Below are 17,599 nucleotides of genomic sequence, written 5' to 3'. Positions count from 1 at the left end.
GGTACAGCGGGCGGGCGGCCTCAGTCGCGGTCCAGATCCGATTTCAGCAAATCGAGGCGTGTCTGCCCGTCGGGCGTGAAATGCGTGCCGAAGCGCACCAGCCCCTCCTGATGCAGATCACAACACATCGTGAAGCTCAGCAGCATGCCAGGTTCCGTTTCCCTGATCAGGGTATCGATCGACTTGACGCGTGGTTCGTATTTCAACACGGTCAACTCGATCGCATGGCGAAGCCTGTGTGCCGACGAAGGGAGATGGCGGTAAATCTCCGACAGGTCGTCCAGTCCATAGTCGGGCAGATGGGCAAGCCCATTGCGGCGGCTGTTCAGGATGCGTTGAATATTGTCCTGTACCGACAGGAACGTTTGCGTTTCCGCGTCGAAGTTATCGACCGGCGCACCGTTCGAAAAATGCCCCGTGATGGCTTCGAATAGCCCGGGCCCGCCGCGTGTCATGTCGTCACCTCGGCGGCATCGGCGAAGTCGACAACGATACCGTGTTCATCCGAATACGCGAGACGGATACCTTGCGGCAACGCCTGTCTGCTGATTCGTTCGAGCAGTTCACGCGACAACACCGGCAGGATCTGCTGATCGAGCAGGCTGTCTATGTTGCGCGCGCCGGAGTCGGGCAGCAGGCATGCGCTCACAAGTTCGGCGACCAGTGCGTCGCTGCAGACGAGCGGCACGCTGAAGCGGCGCTCGATCCTCTGCGCAACTTTGTCGAGTTTCAGTCGCACGATTCTTGCCAAGGTGTCGGCCGAGAGCGGCCGGTACACCACGGTCTGGAAGCGCGCGAGCAACGCCGGCTGGAAATGCTCGACGAGCAGCGGTCGAATCGCTTCCATCAGCATGGCGGTTGTCACTTCGTCGTCGGCTTCCGTGGCGGCCATGATCTGCTCGCTGCCGAGATTGGACGTCATCACGATCACGGTGTTGCGGAAGTCGATCACGCGCCCCTCGCCGTCGCGCATGAAGCCGCGGTCGAACACCTGGTAGAACAGATTCAGCACGTCGCGATGCGCCTTTTCGACTTCGTCGAGCAGGATCACGCTGTACGGACGTTGACGTACCGCTTCGGTCAGCACGCCACCCTGGCCATAGCCCACATAACCTGGTGGCGACCCCTTGAGTTGCGAGACGGTGTGGGCCTCCTGGTACTCTGACAGATTGATCGTGACGAGCGCACGTTCACCGCCGAACATCAGATCGGCCAGTGCGCGAGCCGTCTCGGTCTTGCCGACACCCGAAGGACCGGTGAGCAGGAATACGCCCAGCGGCGCCTCGTCGGATTTCAGGCCGGCTTTGGCTGCGCGCAGGTTTTTGGCGATGGCCTCGAGCGCATCGTCCTGGCCCACGACCACGCTCCCGAGCCGCGTTTCCAGGTCGAGCAGGGCGGACAGTTCATCTTCGAGCAGGCTGCCCACCGGCACGCCGGTCCAGTCCGCGATGACACGCGCAATCGCGGCTTCGTCGACTTCCGCCTGGATCAGCGCATCCGCGCCGTGTGCCGCGAGTTTGTCGTGCGCGGCCTTGATCTCGTGTTGAAGATCGCGCCGCACTGACTCGTCGGTCGCCGTTCGCCACTGCTCACGCAGCGCAACGAGGGCAGCGACGATTTCCTTCTGTTCCGCATAAGCCTGTTCGAGCGCATGAAGCTCGCTCGCGATCTCAACGAGGCGCAGTTCGATCGCGCCGATCCGCTCGCCCACATCGGCCGAAGTCGCGCCCTGATCCTCGAGCAGCGCCGCGCGTTCGACTTCGAGCGCGGCCCGTTGTGCAAGACACGCGGAAATCGCGACCGGCGTTGCGTCCGTGCTCATGCGCACGCGGGCGGCGGCGGTGTCGAGCAGATCGACGGCCTTGTCCGGCAACTGGCGCCCTGTGAGATAGCGGCGCGACAGACGTACCGCCGCGCCGACCGCGGCGTCGGTGATGTGCACGCCGTGGTGTTGCGCGTAGCGCTCCTTCAGGCCGCGCAGCATCAGGCTCGCGTTGGCGTCGTCGGGTTCGTCGACCTTGACCATCTGAAACCGCCGCTCGAGCGCCGCGTCGCGCTCGAAGTACTGTTTGTATTCGGACCAGGTCGTGGCGGCGATCGTGCGCAACTCACCGCGCGCCAACGCGGGCTTCAACAGATTCGCCGCGTCGGCGCCGCCTGCGGTGTTGCCCGCCCCGATCAGGGTGTGGGCTTCGTCGATGAAAAGCAGAATGGGTGTCCGGGACTGCTGGACGGCTTCGATGACGTTCTTCAGACGTTGCTCGAACTCGCCCTTGACGCCGGCGCCTGCCTGCAGCAATCCGAGATCGAGCGTGAGGACGCTGACGTCGCGAATGACCGCGGGCACATCGCCCTGCGCGATCTTCAGCGCCAGACCTTCGACCAACGCGGTTTTGCCGACGCCGGGTTCGCCGACGAGAAGCGGATTGTTCTTGCGCCGGCGCGTGAGGATATCGACCATCTGCCGGATCTCGACATCGCGGCCGAAGACCGGATCGATGCGGCCTTCGCGAGCTTTTTGCGTGATGTCGATGGTGAAACGGCCGAGCGCGTCGGCGACCGGTTGCGCACGTTGGGCCGCGCGTTGGCGGCCGGGCGTATTTGTTTCTGCGTTTTTTGCGGAGCTGCGGCTAGCGAACTTCTGGACGCCGGTATCGGCAATGGGCGCCTCGATGGACGTCCAGTCGAGTTCGGGCTTGAGACGTTCGATCTGCGTCGACGAGAGCGAGAGCAGCGCCCATGCGTCCGGCGCGCGCAGCAGATGCGGCGCATCGGCGAGCGCGGCCAGCAGATGCGCGGAACGGATCGACGGTGCGTCCGCTTCGAGCGAGGCGCGCATCCAAGCGGCCTCCAGCAGCTTGCAGAGCCGGTTGGACAGGCCCGGTTTGCCGCGCAGTTCATGCGGCAGCCGTTCGATTGCGCTGAGCAGTCCGTCCCAGATACCGTCCACGTCGAGTTCATAGCTGCGCACGATCGCGACAAGATCGCCTTCGCCCAGTTCGAGCAGCTTGATCAGCCAATGTTCGACTTCGATATCGCGATGGGCGCGTGTCTCGCACAGACCCGCTGCATCGGCGAGCGCGCGGGCGCAATGATCGTTGAGACGGCGCAGAAGCGCAGAGAGATCGCGATGAGTCATGGCAACGAGCGGCTAGGAAATACGATAGAAAAAAACCAGCCCGCACCTGGCGGACCGGCTAAAAACGGCTGAGGTCCGACGCCTATGAAGGATCAGAAGATGCGCGAACGCCAGCCGCGGGGCCACACGGTGTTACGAGCGTTCGTTCCAGGTGTCGGTGTGGATGATGTTGCCGTCCTTGTACGACCACGTGATCTTCTCGTAGCGCAACTGGACGTCTTCCAGATGGTTGTGTTTCTCGAACGCCGGGTTCTTGATGTCGAGCATCTTCGGATTGACGGACACGACCTTGACGTTGTCGAGCTTCGTGTTGAAGTACTCTTTTTCCTTGCCCGCGTCATCGATCTTGTACCACTTGATTTCGATCGACTTGAGGGTCTGGCCGCTCGTCACGGCCTTGTACAGATACCAGTTGTTGCTCGAATACTTCACGTTCCCGGAGAAATTCATGTTCGTGGACCTGCTCGGTCTGGACATGCACGCGATCCCCCAGGACGCGCCGTATTTCGACGTGGAGGTCGTACTGGAGAAGTCTTATCCGGACGACATGCGTTTCTCCGCCGACAATGTGCGCCTCTTCTGCACGCCGATCATCAACCTGTTCCAGCTTGAAGCGGACCCGGTCATCGCGACCCAGTTCGAAACCGAGTACCGTGTCCACGCGATCGAACAATACGGCAGTCATGTGGATGTGTATTCGGTCGATACCGTGCAAGGCTTCGAGGCCGGATCAGGGCGCCGCTTCGAGTACGCACCGTTCGCGGCCTTCCGCCATCGCGGCGGCATGCTGCGCCACGAGATGCCCGAACGGTATTTCCACACCCGCATGCGGCGTGGCCCGTCGGGGCGGTTCGATACCTGGGTCGTGCTGGGCGGCCATGCCTGGGAGCATCAAACGACGCTGCCGAAGGAGACGCTGTCGCTGTCGGTCACCGGCACCAACGGCATGCTCCCGCGCAAAGGCCTGCGCGAAGCGGGCATCACACGTATGCGTGGCGGCTTCACGAACATCGGTGCGGTACGCAATCTGACCGCGCCGACGCTGCCGGTCTACCCGCCAACCGGCGACCGCCTTCATTGGCGGGTGCTGTCGCATCTGGCGCCGAACTACCTGTCGCTCCTGAACGCGGAAATCCTGCGCGGCTCGCTTGCCCTGTACGACTGGACCGAGGGCGAGTTGAACAGGCGCCGCATCGAGGCGATGACTGACGTCAAACACCGTCAGTTGCAGAAACTCGTCAAGGGCGGCGTGCAGCGCGGCGTGGAGATCGAGGTGACGCTCGACAGTAGCCGGTTCGCGGGTGACGGCGATATCGAACTGTTCGGCGGCATGCTGAACCGCTTCCTCGGACTGTACGCGACGCTCAACCTGTTCACGAGGCTCGTGATCGTGTCGCAGCCTACGGGCCGGCGTATCGTTTGGCCCGATACGAAGGGCGAAGGAGCACCGTTTTGAACGCACCGGACAAGGCGTTTGTGTCAAATGCGGACCGGGCGCTGCTGCCGGCGCTGCTCCACGACGCGACGCGGATGAACTTCTTCCGCTTCTGTGAACTGATCGAGCTGGGCGCCCCAGGGAAACCATCGTTGGGCACGACCGATTCGCTCGCAACCGAACCAGTGCGCTTCCGTTCGCGGGCACGGCTCGGATTTCCAAACCGCGAAATCGATGCGGTCGAATACGATCTGGACAACCCGTCTGCGCCGGCGGTGCGAACGACGTTCCTCGGCCTGTATGGCGTCGACGCTCGCATGCCGTCATATTTCGTCGACGAGGTCGCGCAGAACCGCGACGGGGCAGAGCCGCTGTCGGCATTTCTCGACCTGTTTCATCATCGGATCGCGACGCAGTACTACCGTGTATGGCGCAAGTATCGTTACCCGGCGGGTTTCAGAAGTGGCGGGACCGATGAGATTTCGCAATACCTGCTGAGCTTCGCCGGACTCGGTATCGGCGCGCCGGAGATCTCCCAGTCGGTCGGTGTACGCAAGCTGCTGTCGATGCTCGGGCTAGCCGGCCAGAAAACGCGCACGGCAGAAGGGCTCGCGGGCGTGTTGCAGCACGCGGTGCCGGACGCGCGGATTACGGTGGAGGAGTTCCATCCGGTATGGACGGACGCACAGGGTTACGAGCGCGGCGCGCTAGGCGACGGCTGCCTGCTCGGCCGGGGGTTCTTCGACCGGTCGAATACGGTGCGCGTGGTCATTACGCCGGGCACGCGCGAGTCGGTGCTCGGCTTGATTCCCGGTCACGCGACTCACAGTGAAGTCATGGCGCTGCTGCGCTTCTATCTCGGTTATGAGGCACGAGCGCATCTGGAAATGCTCGTCGGCGCGCCACTGATGCCGGCTCAGCAACTCAATTCGGATCAGGTGAGGTTGGGCTATACGACCCGGTTGCCACAGGCTGGAGAGCGAGACCGCGCGACGGGTCAGACGCGGGTCCAGTTAGGCACGTGGACAGGCAGCAGCGCCGGCCACGACGGTCCGCAAGGCGGCGCGCACTGAAACAACAATCAATGGATGTGGAACGCAAAGGGGATCGACACAATGACAAGAAAACTCTGGACCGTCGCTGCGGCTTTGGCCACCCTGACCGTCGCGGCGTGCGGGGTCGGACAGGCGGTGACGGACAGTGCCGTCGACGCGGCGAAATGGGCATTCACTACGCAAGTGAAGACGATGAATGTGGACCTGGTCAGCCGCGCGTCGTTGAACTCGAATGGCGCCGGGCAAGCGTTGTCGACAGTGGTGCGCATCTATCAGTTAAAGACGCCGCAGGCATTCCAGCAGCTCGATTACGCGCAATTGCAGACGAACGACCTCGAGGCACTGAAGGCCGATCTGCTGGCGACGAAAGACGTCGTGCTGCGCCCCGACGCGAGCGCGAGCGTCAGCGAGCCGATGAACAGCGACGCGGCGTATGTCGGCGTCGTCGCATTCTTTCGGGACGCCGGCCGCGACTCGACGTGGAAGCTGCTAATCCCGAAGAAGCAGTGGAAGAACACCGACCCGGTGAGGATCGAGGCCCGCGACAACACGTTGAAGCTCGTCGGCGCGACAGTCGACACGATCAAACGCAACGCGCCGCAGCAAAGCGTGCCGAATCCGCCCAAACCGAAGCCACCGGTGTCGACCGAATATGGCACGCAGGCGGGGTGAAACCCCGCAGTGCACCATGCAGTGGGTGACGAAAGCGCATGACGGAGTGCGCCGAAATCCTCGAAATTCCAACAAGGAGTTCGTTGGCAATGCTATAACTCAGCGGCTTTGTCCACATGAAGCAAAGCCGCGCCATCCGAATAGACGTCTATCGTGAACTTGCGGGTTCACATCAGCAGGTCGACCATGTCAGCAACCATCCTGCATGGGAACAGAGTAAGTGCTTTGCATGGGACCGGAGTAATGCGCTAAAGCGCCAACTCCGGTCGCCACAGGAGACGAACATGAGCAAACTGACCGTCAAGATCAAGCACGAATTCATGGAGATGGTTCCGCCGACAATCTATTTCTTCGTCATCCTGCACATTGTCGCGGTCATGCGTGCGCTGATCACCCGAGGCTACGACGTCACGCTACCGACATCGGTCTCCGTGACCATCGCCGCGTTGATTCTGGGTAAATCGGTGTTGAACGCCAACATGCTGCCGTTCATCAACCGGTTCCCCCAGAAGCCGCTGATCTGGAATATCGGCGGGAAGACGGTGATTTATACGCTGGTGGCCTTGATCGTGCACTACCTGGAACATCTCTATGAATACTGGAAGGAAGCGCCGAGCCTCGCCGCCGCCAACCAGAAGCTGCTCGCCGATCTGAACTGGGCGCATTTCTGGGCCATCCAGATCTTGCTGGTGACCCTGATCGCGATTTATTGCGTGGTGGCCGAGCTGGTCCGCGTGATCGGACGTGACAAGTTCATGGCGATGTTCTTCGGACCAATGCCGCAGAAGCCGGCTGGTCAGGCTGCCGGCTAGGCGAGTCGTTGCCCATGCGCGCCTGAACACCCGTTTGCCGATGTGCCGAATTTACTTGCACAGCAGTAGCAAGCGTTCCTGATCCGTGCACGTCGGACGCGGCTTCGGCGCGGCCTGCTGCTGGGTCGCCGTCGCACTGATCGCGGCACTCTTGTTCGCGAGACACGCGCGCAGATGCTTCTCGACCGGCGAGTAGTATTTCCACCCGCGCACGAGCGGCGGCAACTCGAGCTTCACCTGCTTCCATTTCGGATGCCCGTGCTCCTGAAGATTGTCGAAGTTGGCGCATAGCGAGTCGGCAAAGTGGTTCAGATTGCCGACGGTATCGCGCAGGCCGTAGTCGTAGGTGACGAGAAATGCCTTGACGGTCAGCGCGGGCACATCTTCCTTCAGCCAGGTCGGGTAGCTGGTCGCGCGGATCGTGGTAGGGAAATAGGTCTGTTTGGCGCGGGTGGTTTCGGGTGCGGCCGGATCGGCCTTAAGCAGACGGATCTGTGCCAACAGGTCGGGGTTCATGTCGTTGAACAGTTTCGCCGGCTGTCCGACCACGATGATCGCAACATCTACCTTCTTCACGATCAACGCGGCCAGCGCGTCTTCGTTGCTGAGATGCTGGATGTTCTGCTCGGGAATCGCCTGACCGAACATCAGGTGATAGAGCGTCGTGGCCGACTGCGCGGTGCCGCTGCCGATCAGGCCGACGCTGATGCTTTTGTCCTTGATATCGGCAAGCGTTTTCAGTGGCGAGTCCGCGCGCACCACCACGTTGATTTCCTCGTCGTAGAGCGGCATGATGAGCCGCAGCGGCCGGATTGCCGTGCCGGCGTCGGCATTGCCAGCGTTGGCCATGTCGATGTAAGCCTGATACACGTCGGATTGCACGAGTGCAAGCTTCACCCCCGGCTCGAAGCGCATGCGTTGCACGTTTTCAGCCGAGCCCTTCGACGCCACCACTTCGAGGTCGATGTTCGCCGGTTGCGCCACCCACTTCGACAGATCCTGGCCGATCTGAATATACGTGCCCCGTTCCGGACCGGTGACGATCTTGTAGTGCGCCGGCTCCGCGCAAGCCAGCGAAGATACGACCATCAGCGCCAGCCCCAGCCATCCCGCCAGAAGTCTCTTCAGCATGGTCTATCTACCTATCGGTCAGGTTCATACAGCCTCGCGCCTCGACGCGCGTGAAGCACCAGTGAGCCGGATTGCCATGTCATGTTCGATGTGCCGGGACAGCTAAGTCCGTCTGTTACCTCTCAAACGACATACGCTGATGCGTGCGATTTTCAGGCAGATTCGTCATGCGATTCGGTATCCGAACTATCGGTCACCGGCTCGGTGAGGCACCTGCGGAGGGCTTGGCGGCATTCGTCGCCGGACGCTTCCAGCCGGAGTCCTTGATGGCGCGTTCGCGTACATCGACGCTATTGTTGTCGGGCGTCGCGGCGGCGGAGCGCGGTGCGGCCACCACGCTTTCGCTGTTCTGGGGCATGCCTTTGGGCAGCGGGGTCTGTAGCTGAACCACTTGCTGCGCCGAAGGTTTGACTTGTGGCGACGCGCCTGCCGCGGCATGCGAGTTGAGTGGCGCCCAACCTGTTTCGCGGATCACGCGTTCAAGAATCGACTTCGCCGCATCGTTGCCGGTATCGATCGCGAGCGCTTCGTTGGCGTGCTGGCGTGCGCAAGGCCACGACTGCTGCGCGGCGCAAGTTTGCGCCGCTTGCAACGCGGCGTCGCGGCGTGCGGTCAGCGGCTTCAATTCTGTCGCGAGGTCTTGCGCGTCGGAACTGCCCGGTTGCATCGTTTGCGCGGCGACGAGCGCGGCTTGTGCCGAAGAGAGATCGTTGGCGCGGAAGGCGAGGCGCGCCGCCTGCACAGCTTGCGCGGCGTCGCGGAACTGGGGCGCGGGTCTGGCGGGTGCGGCGGCCACCGGCGGGGCGACGGGCGTCGACGGCATCACCTGCACAGGCTTGGCGGGATTGACGGACGTGGTGGGCTTGCCTGCGGCCGCGGCCTTGTTGGCCGGCTGAGCCGGCGAATATGGTGCGATCGTGCCGGTCGTCGTTCTGGCATCCTGAGTAGTTTCGGATTCGGCGGACTGGTCGCTGTTTCTGCTCGACAAAACGCGATCGCTGAATAGTGAATATCCGACATACGCCAGGCCGATGACGACAATTGCGCCGATGGCATAGAGCACTGTGCGAACCGGGATTGCGCCACGGCCAGCCGCATTGGGCAGTGCCGGGAGCGGCGGGACCGGTGTGTCCGGCGAGACGAGTGCCGACGCAGGCACCGCCGCCTCGGCGCGAGCAGGTTCACCCTCGGGCATGGCGCGCGTTGTGGGGTCGGTTTCGTCGGCTGGTGCCAGGTCGAGGCTGCTCTTGTGTGCCGCTTTATTCGTGGCGCTGGCGCGGCTGCCGGGAATCACGGTCCGCTTATGCGGACCTGCGTCGAGTGGGTGCACCGCGCCGCAATAGGGGCAATAGTCGACTTGCCGGTACAGGGCGCCGCCACACCGCTTGCAAGGCGTCGGAAAGCTGTGGCCGAGTAGTGTCTGGGTGGACATGCTGTGGACCCACCTTTGGAAAACGATGCCATTACGGCATGTTCCGGATCATGTTGAAGCGGGAGCAATGTCCGCGGAAATCACGATCCACATGCGCCGGAGAGTCTTGCGCGGCAAGCCCACGCTTGTGCTGCCGCTGGTTGCAATATGTGGCGTTTCAGCAAGAACGTCAATCGACGTTGCTACCTATCTTATGTGCGCTAACGAACATTTGCAGGTACGACGATATGCTCGCTATATCGGCAGGACGAACGGCCACGGGGTTTTTTCATACCGTTTGCGCGGTGCTGAAAATAGAACGAGGTCGGCGCCCAGGGCGTGCGACCTCGTCATTAAGCGCTTGCATCAAGCGCGTGAACAAAGCGGGAAACAATCAGTGCTTACGGAGCGGATGATCCTTCAGCAGCCACGCGAGTGCGAACGCCAGCACCACCACACACGCAGCCGACAGGTACACCGTGTGCAACGCGCCCGCAAAAGCTTGCAGATAATCGTCGCGCAACGCTTGCGGCAACTCGTGGATCGCAGCAGGCCCGAGCGCGTGCGGCAACTCGGTGTCGGGCGGGATCAGCTTTTCGAGGCGCGCGGCGAGGCCGTTGGAAAACACGGCGCCGAAGCCGGCCACACCAATCGATCCACCGATCGAGCGAAACAGCGTCGCCCCCGAAGTCGCGACGCCCATATGCTTGAACTCGACGGTGTTCTGGACCGCGAGAATCAGCACCTGCATCACCATGCCGAGTCCGCAGCCGAGGATGCCCATGTCGACATACATCACATGAATCGGCGTGCTGATCTGCAGGCGTGCGAGCAGCAGCATGGCGACCGCCACGAGCAATGTGCCCGCGATCGGGAACATGCGGTACTTGCCGATCTTGCTGATCACCCGGCCGGTCACCATCGACATCAGGAACAGGCCACCCATCATCGGCAGCATCTGCATGCCGGCTTCCGAGGGCGTCGAGCCTTTGACCACCTGCAAATACAACGGCAGGAACGTCACCGAGCCGAACAGCGACACGCCGATAATGAAGCCGATCAGACTGCTCAGCAAAAACGTGCGCTGCTTGAAGAGTTCGAGCGGCATGATCGGTTCGACCGCGCTGCGTTCTTCGTGAATGAAACCCCAGATCGCCACGAGCCCCATCCCCAGCGTGAACCAGAGCTGCGGTGACGACCACGGCAGGATCGTGCCACCCTGGCTCGTGAACAGGATGATGCAGGTGAGGGCGCCGGCGAGAAACGCGGCGCCCATGTAGTCGATGGTGTGCTTCACGTGGCGAACGTGCGGCTTGAAGACCGCCCCGATCACGATGAGCGAGATGATGCCGAGCGGCAGGTTGATGTAGAAGATCCAGCGCCACGTCAGGTGCTCGACGAGAAAGCCGCCGAGCAGCGGGCCGATTACAGTCGCGAGACCGAACACGCCGCCGAACACGCCCTGGTAGCGGCCGCGTTCAGCCGGCGGAATCACGTCCGCGATGGCGGCCATGGTCACCACCAGCAAACCGCCGCCGCCGAGACCCTGCAGCGCGCGCAGCACGATGAGCTGCGTCATGTCTTGCGCAACGCCGCACAGCGCGGAGCCGACCAGGAACACGATGATTGCCGTTTGCAGCACGATCTTGCGGCCGAACAGGTCGCCGAATTTGCCGTACAGCGGCACGACGATGGTCGAACTGAGCAGGTAGGCGGTCACCACCCATGACAGGTTATTGAGCCCACCCAGTTCGCCGACGATGGTCGGCAACGCCGTTGAGACGATTGTCTGATCGAGCGCTGCGAGTAGCATCACCAGCAGCAGCGCCGGAAACAGCAGACGGATGGGCGGGTGATCGGTGGTATGCGCGGTCGGCTGCGGATGGGCCTGCGTCAGCTCGGCGGGTTGAGTCGTGGTCGATTGGTCCATGGCATCAGGCATTGAAATTAATTAATTCGGAGATTAATATAGGCGACATCGCGTCACCCGTCAAATTGAATGCAATGGCAAAGATTCCATCCGACCATGGAAGTGTGAAAAACGCGCCGCCTGACACGCTCGCCGTGAAGCTTCGCAAGGCGCGATCCACGCCCACCCAAACTGTCGAAACGGAGGCGGACGCGCCGTCCGCGAAACCCGCGGCCGCCGCGCCCGGACGGCGGCCGGGCAGGCCTTCTGGCGCCGCGCGCGGACCGGAGCAGCGCAAACGCCTGCTCGACGCCGCGCTCGTGCTGTTCGCGCGCCAAGGCATCGTCGACACCACGCTGGGGGAGATTGCCCGCGAGGCCGGTTTCACGCCGGCGATGATGCATTACTACTTCAAGACGCGCGATCAGCTGCTCGACGTGCTGATCGACGAACGTTTCGCCCCGTTGCGCGCGGGGCTCGGCGTGCCGTTCCAGGAAAATCCCGACGATCCAGTCGCGGCGATCACGCAACTCACTCTGCGACTGGTGCAGGTGGCGGCCGACCACCCGTGGTTTCCGTCGCTGTGGGTGCGCGAAGTAATCAGCGACGGCGGCCTGTTGCGCCAGCGCATGCACGAGCGCTTCGGCAATGCGCATCAGAAGGCGTCATTGCTGGCCATTGCTCGCTGGCAGAAAGAGGGGCGGCTGAACGCGGCGCTGGAGCCGTCGCTCGTATTCGTCACGCTGCTCGGGCTGACGATTTTGCCGCTGGCCACGTCGAAGCTGTGGCGCAACGATCCCATGCGTCGCAACATCGGCAGCGAGGACATCGCGCGGCATGCCGTGGCCTTGCTGCTGCAGGGCATCGGTCCGAAGAAAGCGGACTGAAGCCCGCTGCTCGCTGAACCGCGCCGGTGTCGCGCGCAAGCGCGCTGACCTTCGACGCGCTCCGCCGCCGTCTCATGCTTTTCGGTTTTGCTTCCACGCCTCGTAAGCGGCTTTCGTTGTTTCGTTCGGCGGATAAATGCCGGACAACGCGGCGCCGTCGCGAATCCGCTCGGTGAGAAACGCTTCGAGTTGCTCCTGTTCGACAGCGGCTTGCGCGACGTCTGCGGCCATTTTCAGCGGAATCACCACCACGCCGTCCGCATCGCCGACTATCACGTCGCCTGGAAACACCGCGACGCCGCCGCAGCCAATGGGCACATTGATATCCACCGCATGATGGCGAATCAGATTGGGCGGCGCGCTCGCACCCGCGCAGAACACGGGAATGCCCAGCGCGGCGATCGTCGTGGTGTCCCGCACCGGGCCGTCGGACACCATGCCCGCCACGCCTCGAACCTGCAAGCGTTGCGTCAGGATCGAACCGAATGACGCGCTGCTGCGTTCGCCGCGGCAATCCTGCACGAGCACATGCCCGGCGGGAATCGTTTCGACGCACTTGCGCTGGGCATACTCGGGATCGGCAAACAGTTCGAGCACGTCGATGTCTTCACGCGACGGAATGTTGCGCAGCGTGAAGGCCGGTCCGACCAGATTCGCGCCGCGGCGCGCGGCGAGCGGCGCGACGCCTTGCATGAAGGTATTGCGCAGGCCACGCTTGAACAATTGGGTAGTCAGCGTGGCGGTGCTGACATGACGGAGTGCTTCGAGCGTGACGGAGTCGAGATCGGTCATGGTGTCGGGCGGCCTCAGGGTTGAAAGGGCAAAGCGGGGAATGGCGAACGTCTGTTGCGCGGACCGTAGCGGCGCAATGCCGCGTGCGGTCTCGCGCACACGATGATAGCGCCGCCCGCGCCTGGCACCGCAAAGCTCCGCATCGGGACGTACTCGCAGGACGGCGACCGGCGAGGCACGCAACATGCTACTGGTGGGGTGGATGTGAATGCAGACGGCATCAATCAGGTCGCCGGCATCGCAAAAGAACAGCAATGTGAAAAGAGGCGCCAGGTGGGAAAGACCGTGTCAAACGGGGTTTGCACGAGCCGCTGCGGCAAATCGGAGTCGGCATCGGTCGGCCATGACTGTGGGGGCCGAGGGCCAGTTTTTCATCGGCGTGCAATTTTGGCGCGCGTTACTGTGCGCACGCGTGAGCGCTCGGGTCATGTTTTACAATGTTGGGCCTGTTTGCAACTCGGCGCATGAAATCGAGTCGGAACCATGAGCAGCAATATCGCAGCCGCGCAAATCGCCGGCAAGTCGCAGGGCGAAACGTTGGCCAAGTCGGACGGCCTAACCGGTTTTTTAGAGCAACAACGGAAAATGAACGGAGCATTGAGACTCGATCAGGCCACGATCGTGCTCGTAGAAGACGACCCGGACAGCCGGGAATCGTTGACCTTATTACTCGAGGCGGAAGGCGCGCATGTTGTCGCCGTGGCGGATGCGGAAGAGGGCGTGGAGGCGGCGCTGCGGTTATTACCCGACGCCGTGGTGTGCGATCTGGAGTTGCCCGCCATGGACGGCTTCTACCTGATCCAGCGCTTGCGCGACCACGAGATTCGCGGCGACCACGCGCCTTCGGTGGCCGTGGCGCTCACCGGCCACACTGACGACGCTTACCGCTTACGCAGCATCGGCGAAGGCTTCCAGTATTTCATGACCAAGCCGGCTTTGCCCGACGACCTCGTCACGCTGCTGCACGACGCGATCCACGCTCGCGCGGCGGGCTGAAGCAGGCTTCGCGTTTGGCCGATGGATTCGCGGCGCCGCTTTCGAGCGGTGCCGCGAGACTCCCGCATCGCGAGATGCCAGGCTTGATGGCGAAGCAGGTTGTATCGCGGTCCGCGAACCGGCCTGCGAGCGCTGCCGTTATTTGACGGCGACGACAGGCGTTCCCGAATCCTTGCTTGACGCCGCGGCTTCCAGCGCCTGACACGCCGAGCACAATCCCTTCAATTCGATTTCATCGCTCGCGAGGCGGTAGCCCGCGTCTTCGATTTGGGTGACGAGCGCCTGACGCAGTTTGGGCTGATGCAATTCGGTGACGTTGCCGCACTGCTGGCAAACCACCAGGATGCCGTGCTGGCATTGCGTCAGATCGTGGCAGACGGTGAACGCATTGATCGATTCGATCCGATGCACGAGCCCCGCCGAGAGCAGAAAGTCCAACGCCCGGTAAACCGTGGGCGGCGCCGAGCCGGGATGGATCTGGCGCATCTCGTCGAGCAGTGAATACGCTTTGGTGGCACGCCCGGAATTCAGCAGCAATTCGAGCACTTTGCGGCGGATCGGCGTGAGCTTTTCGCCGCGTTCGCGGCAATATTCGTCCGCGAGGGTCAGTGCGGCTTCCTGCGAAACACCGTGCGTGTGCCCCGGCTCATGAGCATGAGCGGAGGTGGCGGAGGTGGCTTTGTCGGCGGTCGCGGCGGGCTTGGCGGTCTTCATGCGTCGATTATAAAGGCCATCTCGCCTCGCTGTGCCGCCGCGCGACACGTCCCGTTGCCGCCCGGACGCTCAAGTCAGCGCGAAGTCGACATACTTCTTGAAACCCGTGCGCGTCGCAATGCGCGAATACCAGCGCTCGAGATTCGGCAGCGGCGGACGCTGCACGCCGTCCAGCCCGAACCAGCGTTTGGCGTAGGCGCCGATCACGATGTCAGCCAGCGTGAACTTCTCGCCCTCGAGAAAGAAGCGCCCCTGCAGATGCGTGTCCAGCATGTGCCACAGCGCGGCGACGGCGTTGAAGTCGGTGGCGAGTTTGGCTGCGTCGCGCTCGGCGGCGGGCGTGCGCACGAGCGCCCAGAACACCGGACGCTCGGCGGGTTGCAGCGTGGACAGCGACCAGTCCAGCCAGCGGTCGATGCTGGCGCGCGGTTGCGGCTCGGACGGATACAGCAGGCTGCCTTCGCCGTACTGCATCACCAGATAGCGCAGAATCGAGTTCGATTCCCACAGCACGAAGTCGTCGTCGACCAGCGTCGGAATCTTGCCGGTCGGGTTCATCGCGAGATAGTCGGGTTCGTTGTTACGGCCGAATTGCAGGCCGGCATCGACACGGTCATACGGCAGCACCAGTTCATCGCAGCACCACAGCACTTTCTGGACGTTGACCGAATTGGCGCGTCCCCAGATCGTAATCATCCGGTAAATCCTTTTTCTTTACGCCCCGAAGGAAGTTCCCTTGGGTGCAGTTGGCAAGCCGCGCCCGTTGCGCGGCGTTCAGCCAGTAACGATACACGATGCGCGCGGCCTGCGCGCCGGCGGGTGGCAACCAGCCGGGCGACCATGGCGGCAGGCGAGTCCGAAAGCACGTCCGCAAGCGGTGCCTCGGCAGGCATTCGGCAACGCGCGCGCGTTGCGTACAATGAGCCCACCCGAATACGACGAGGCACGCATGGCCCGCATTGTTCCCGACGACTGGAAGAGCCTCGCCGCCACCGGCGCGGCGGCCCGCGAACGCGAAACGCTGGCGTTGCTGGAAGAGGCGCTGCCCGATGGCTACACCGTCTATCACGGCGTGCACTGGACGCGTCTGAACCAGAACTTCTCGGTGTTCGGCGAAGCCGATTTCGTGATCGTCAGTCCGGCCGGGCGCGTGATGATCGTCGAACAGAAAACCGGCTTCCTGCGAGAAACGCCGAAAGGGCTCGTCAAGGTCTATCTGCAAACCGAGCGTAATGTGGCGATCGCGCTCGCGCACACCATCGAGAGTTTGCATAGGCGCTTTACGGCGGCATTCGGCGCGGGCACCTATTTCATCGAGGAACTGTTGTATTGCCCGGACCACATCGTCAAGGACGCGGCGATTGCCGGCGTGAATCCCGCGCGGATCGTCGACGCGACGCGCAAGGACCGGCTCGCGGCGATCATCCGCGAAGCCTTGCCGGCCGACGAGCCGCGTCTTGCCTGCGCGCCGAAAATTCACCACTTTCTCGCCGACGAACTGGCGCTCACGCCCGACGCCAGCGCGCTGGTCGGACAAGCGGGCACGCTCGTCACGCGCCTCGCGGGCGGTCTGGCGACATGGGCGCGGCGGCTCGAGTTCGCGCCATTCCGGCTGCGCGTGATCGGCACGGCCGGCTCCGGCAAGACGCAACTCGCGGTGCAGGTCATGAAGGACGCGGTGGCGCGCGGCCAGCGGCCGCTATACGTGTGTTTCAACCGGCCGCTGGCGGATCACATCGCGCGGGTCGCGCCGCCCGAAGCGAAGGTGGCGAACTATCACCAGCTCTGCGACTGGATCGCGCGCGACGCGGGCCGGGAACCGGATTTCCAGGCGGGCGACGTATTCGATCAGCTCGAAACGATTTTCGCCGACACGCCGATCGATCCACGCTGGCAATTCGACGTGCTGATCATCGACGAAGGCCAGGACTTCCAGCAGCCGTGGGTCGCCGCACTCGAGCGTCTGTTGCGACCTGCCGCCGCGTGGTGGTGGCTCGAAGACCCGCTGCAGAATCTGTATATGCGTGAACCGGTTGCGCTACCCGGCTGGACCACGCTGAAAGAAACCACCAACTATCGCAGCCCGCGCGACATTCTCGATTATGTGCGCGACGTAGTCGGCGCCTCGGTGCCGGTCGCCGCGGCGCTCGCGTCGGGCAGTCCGTTCGACGGCTCCGATATCTCGCTCTCGGTCTACGACGAAGCGAACGCCGCCGAAGGCAGCATCGAGGCCACCAAGCGCGCGATTACGCAGGCACTCTCGCTCGGCTTTCGCAAGCAGGACATCGTGTTGCTGTCGTTTCGCGGCCGCGAAGGCTCGGCGATGACCGCGTTGGATCACCTCGGGCCGCATCGGCTGCGCAGTTTCACGGGCAAGTACGATCTGTTCGGCAACCCGGAGTATCGCGAAGGCGACGTGCTGTTCGAGTCGATCTACCGCTTCAAGGGGCAGGCGGCGCCGTGCGTGATTTTCACCGAGGTCGACTTCGAGACTTTCGACGAACGCATTGCGCGCAAGCTGTTCGTCGGCGCGACGCGCGCGACGATGAAGCTGATCGTCGTCGCATCGCAACGGGCCGCGCGGCATCTGCATTTGCGCGACGGCAAGGAGATCAGGGAAGCGAAAGAAGCGCGCGAAGGCTAGCG

Annotated in this window: 14 protein-coding genes and 2 pseudogenes; 7 read left to right on the top strand and 9 right to left on the bottom strand. The window is 63.0% G+C overall.

Features of this window, described 5'->3' with window-relative positions:
* Positions 1 to 20: 20 nt before the first annotated feature.
* From tssE to tssD, 3 genes and pseudogenes are all read right to left on the bottom strand, one after another.
* Positions 21 to 455 (bottom strand): type VI secretion system baseplate subunit TssE, encoded by a 435-nt coding sequence (gene tssE / locus RI103_RS27350; RefSeq protein WP_310815597.1) that lies wholly within the window; start codon positions 453 to 455, stop codon positions 21 to 23.
* Positions 452 to 3,139: a type VI secretion system ATPase TssH gene (gene tssH, locus RI103_RS27345; protein ID WP_310815595.1), complete on the bottom strand. Its 2,688-nt coding sequence runs from the start codon at positions 3,137 to 3,139 to the stop codon at positions 452 to 454. Before tssH ends, tssE begins: the two co-directional genes overlap by 4 nt.
* A gap of 132 nt (positions 3,140 to 3,271) precedes the next feature.
* Positions 3,272 to 3,547 (bottom strand): annotated as a pseudogene (gene tssD, locus RI103_RS27340) (type VI secretion system tube protein TssD); the annotation flags it as partial.
* Between tssD and tssF the strand changes: the two are divergent.
* From tssF to RI103_RS27320, 4 genes and pseudogenes are all read left to right on the top strand, one after another.
* Positions 3,540 to 4,595: pseudogene (gene tssF, locus RI103_RS27335) on the top strand (type VI secretion system baseplate subunit TssF); the annotation flags it as partial. The pseudogenes tssD and tssF overlap by 8 nt on opposite strands.
* The gene (tssG, locus tag RI103_RS27330; RefSeq protein ID WP_409076994.1) at positions 4,592 to 5,647 is read left to right on the top strand and encodes a type VI secretion system baseplate subunit TssG; all 1,056 of its coding nucleotides are present in this window, start codon (positions 4,592 to 4,594) and stop codon (positions 5,645 to 5,647) included. The pseudogene tssF and the gene tssG, both read left to right, overlap by 4 nt.
* Positions 5,648 to 5,689: 42 nt before the next feature.
* Positions 5,690 to 6,301 carry a type VI secretion system lipoprotein TssJ gene (gene tssJ, locus RI103_RS27325; RefSeq protein ID WP_310815594.1) on the top strand — a complete coding sequence of 204 codons (612 nt, stop codon included), beginning with the start codon at positions 5,690 to 5,692 and terminating at the stop codon, positions 6,299 to 6,301.
* A gap of 284 nt (positions 6,302 to 6,585) precedes the next feature.
* Positions 6,586 to 7,113, top strand: coding sequence for a hypothetical protein (locus RI103_RS27320; RefSeq protein ID WP_310815593.1), 528 nt, complete (start codon positions 6,586 to 6,588; stop codon positions 7,111 to 7,113).
* A gap of 51 nt (positions 7,114 to 7,164) precedes the next feature.
* Here the strand turns inward: RI103_RS27320 and RI103_RS27315 are convergent, their stop codons facing one another.
* The 3 genes from RI103_RS27315 to RI103_RS27305 form a co-directional block, all read right to left on the bottom strand.
* Positions 7,165 to 8,244, bottom strand: coding sequence for a TAXI family TRAP transporter solute-binding subunit (locus RI103_RS27315; RefSeq protein ID WP_310815592.1), 1,080 nt, complete (start codon positions 8,242 to 8,244; stop codon positions 7,165 to 7,167).
* Positions 8,245 to 8,437: 193 nt separating this feature from the next.
* Complete coding sequence (locus tag RI103_RS27310) at positions 8,438 to 9,676, bottom strand: hypothetical protein (RefSeq protein WP_310815591.1); 1,239 nt, start codon at positions 9,674 to 9,676, stop codon at positions 8,438 to 8,440.
* 373 nt (positions 9,677 to 10,049) lie between these two features.
* A complete protein-coding gene (locus RI103_RS27305) occupies positions 10,050 to 11,585 on the bottom strand; it encodes an MDR family MFS transporter (RefSeq protein WP_310815590.1) in 1,536 nt (511 codons plus the stop codon).
* A 74-nt stretch (positions 11,586 to 11,659) separates the two neighbouring features.
* On the opposite strand from RI103_RS27305, the gene RI103_RS27300 reads away from it, so the two are divergent.
* Entirely contained in the window at positions 11,660 to 12,451 is a 792-nt protein-coding gene (locus tag RI103_RS27300) for a TetR/AcrR family transcriptional regulator (protein WP_310815588.1), read from the top strand.
* Positions 12,452 to 12,523: 72 nt separating this feature from the next.
* On the opposite strand, the gene RI103_RS27295 is transcribed toward RI103_RS27300, so the two are convergent.
* Positions 12,524 to 13,243 (bottom strand): ribonuclease activity regulator RraA, encoded by a 720-nt coding sequence (locus RI103_RS27295; protein WP_310815587.1) that lies wholly within the window; start codon positions 13,241 to 13,243, stop codon positions 12,524 to 12,526.
* 483 nt (positions 13,244 to 13,726) lie between these two features.
* On the opposite strand from RI103_RS27295, the gene RI103_RS27290 reads away from it, so the two are divergent.
* Entirely contained in the window at positions 13,727 to 14,239 is a 513-nt protein-coding gene (locus RI103_RS27290; protein WP_310815586.1) for a response regulator, read from the top strand.
* Between the two features lie 138 nt (positions 14,240 to 14,377).
* Here the strand turns inward: RI103_RS27290 and RI103_RS27285 are convergent, their stop codons facing one another.
* Positions 14,378 to 14,953 (bottom strand): Fur family transcriptional regulator, encoded by a 576-nt coding sequence (locus RI103_RS27285; RefSeq protein WP_310815585.1) that lies wholly within the window; start codon positions 14,951 to 14,953, stop codon positions 14,378 to 14,380.
* Between the two features lie 69 nt (positions 14,954 to 15,022).
* Positions 15,023 to 15,649, bottom strand: coding sequence for a glutathione S-transferase family protein (locus tag RI103_RS27280; RefSeq protein WP_310815584.1), 627 nt, complete (start codon positions 15,647 to 15,649; stop codon positions 15,023 to 15,025).
* A gap of 253 nt (positions 15,650 to 15,902) precedes the next feature.
* Here RI103_RS27280 and RI103_RS27275 point away from each other — a divergent pair, with 253 nt between their 5' ends.
* The gene (locus RI103_RS27275; RefSeq protein WP_310815583.1) at positions 15,903 to 17,597 is read left to right on the top strand and encodes an ATP-binding domain-containing protein; all 1,695 of its coding nucleotides are present in this window, start codon (positions 15,903 to 15,905) and stop codon (positions 17,595 to 17,597) included.
* The last annotated feature ends 2 nt before the right edge of the window (positions 17,598 to 17,599 follow it).

The sequence above is a fragment of the Paraburkholderia sp. FT54 genome, assembly GCF_031585635.1.
Taxonomy (GTDB): domain Bacteria; phylum Pseudomonadota; class Gammaproteobacteria; order Burkholderiales; family Burkholderiaceae; genus Paraburkholderia.
Note: the sequence above shows the minus strand (reverse complement) of the source record. Positions and strands in the feature narration are given on the sequence as shown.

Coding starts and splice junctions, on each gene's coding strand:
- tssE (WP_310815597.1), bottom strand. CDS start 455: ATGACACGCGGCGGGCCCGGGCTATTCGAAGCCATCACGGGGCATTTT.
- RI103_RS27275 (WP_310815583.1), top strand. CDS start 15,903: ATGGCCCGCATTGTTCCCGACGACTGGAAGAGCCTCGCCGCCACCGGC.
- RI103_RS27280 (WP_310815584.1), bottom strand. CDS start 15,649: ATGATTACGATCTGGGGACGCGCCAATTCGGTCAACGTCCAGAAAGTG.
- RI103_RS27305 (WP_310815590.1), bottom strand. CDS start 11,585: ATGGACCAATCGACCACGACTCAACCCGCCGAGCTGACGCAGGCCCAT.
- RI103_RS27285 (WP_310815585.1), bottom strand. CDS start 14,953: ATGAAGACCGCCAAGCCCGCCGCGACCGCCGACAAAGCCACCTCCGCC.
- tssJ (WP_310815594.1), top strand. CDS start 5,690: ATGACAAGAAAACTCTGGACCGTCGCTGCGGCTTTGGCCACCCTGACC.
- RI103_RS27295 (WP_310815587.1), bottom strand. CDS start 13,243: ATGACCGATCTCGACTCCGTCACGCTCGAAGCACTCCGTCATGTCAGC.
- RI103_RS27290 (WP_310815586.1), top strand. CDS start 13,727: ATGAGCAGCAATATCGCAGCCGCGCAAATCGCCGGCAAGTCGCAGGGC.
- RI103_RS27320 (WP_310815593.1), top strand. CDS start 6,586: ATGAGCAAACTGACCGTCAAGATCAAGCACGAATTCATGGAGATGGTT.
- RI103_RS27315 (WP_310815592.1), bottom strand. CDS start 8,244: ATGCTGAAGAGACTTCTGGCGGGATGGCTGGGGCTGGCGCTGATGGTC.
- RI103_RS27300 (WP_310815588.1), top strand. CDS start 11,660: ATGGCAAAGATTCCATCCGACCATGGAAGTGTGAAAAACGCGCCGCCT.
- RI103_RS27310 (WP_310815591.1), bottom strand. CDS start 9,676: ATGTCCACCCAGACACTACTCGGCCACAGCTTTCCGACGCCTTGCAAG.
- tssH (WP_310815595.1), bottom strand. CDS start 3,139: ATGACTCATCGCGATCTCTCTGCGCTTCTGCGCCGTCTCAACGATCAT.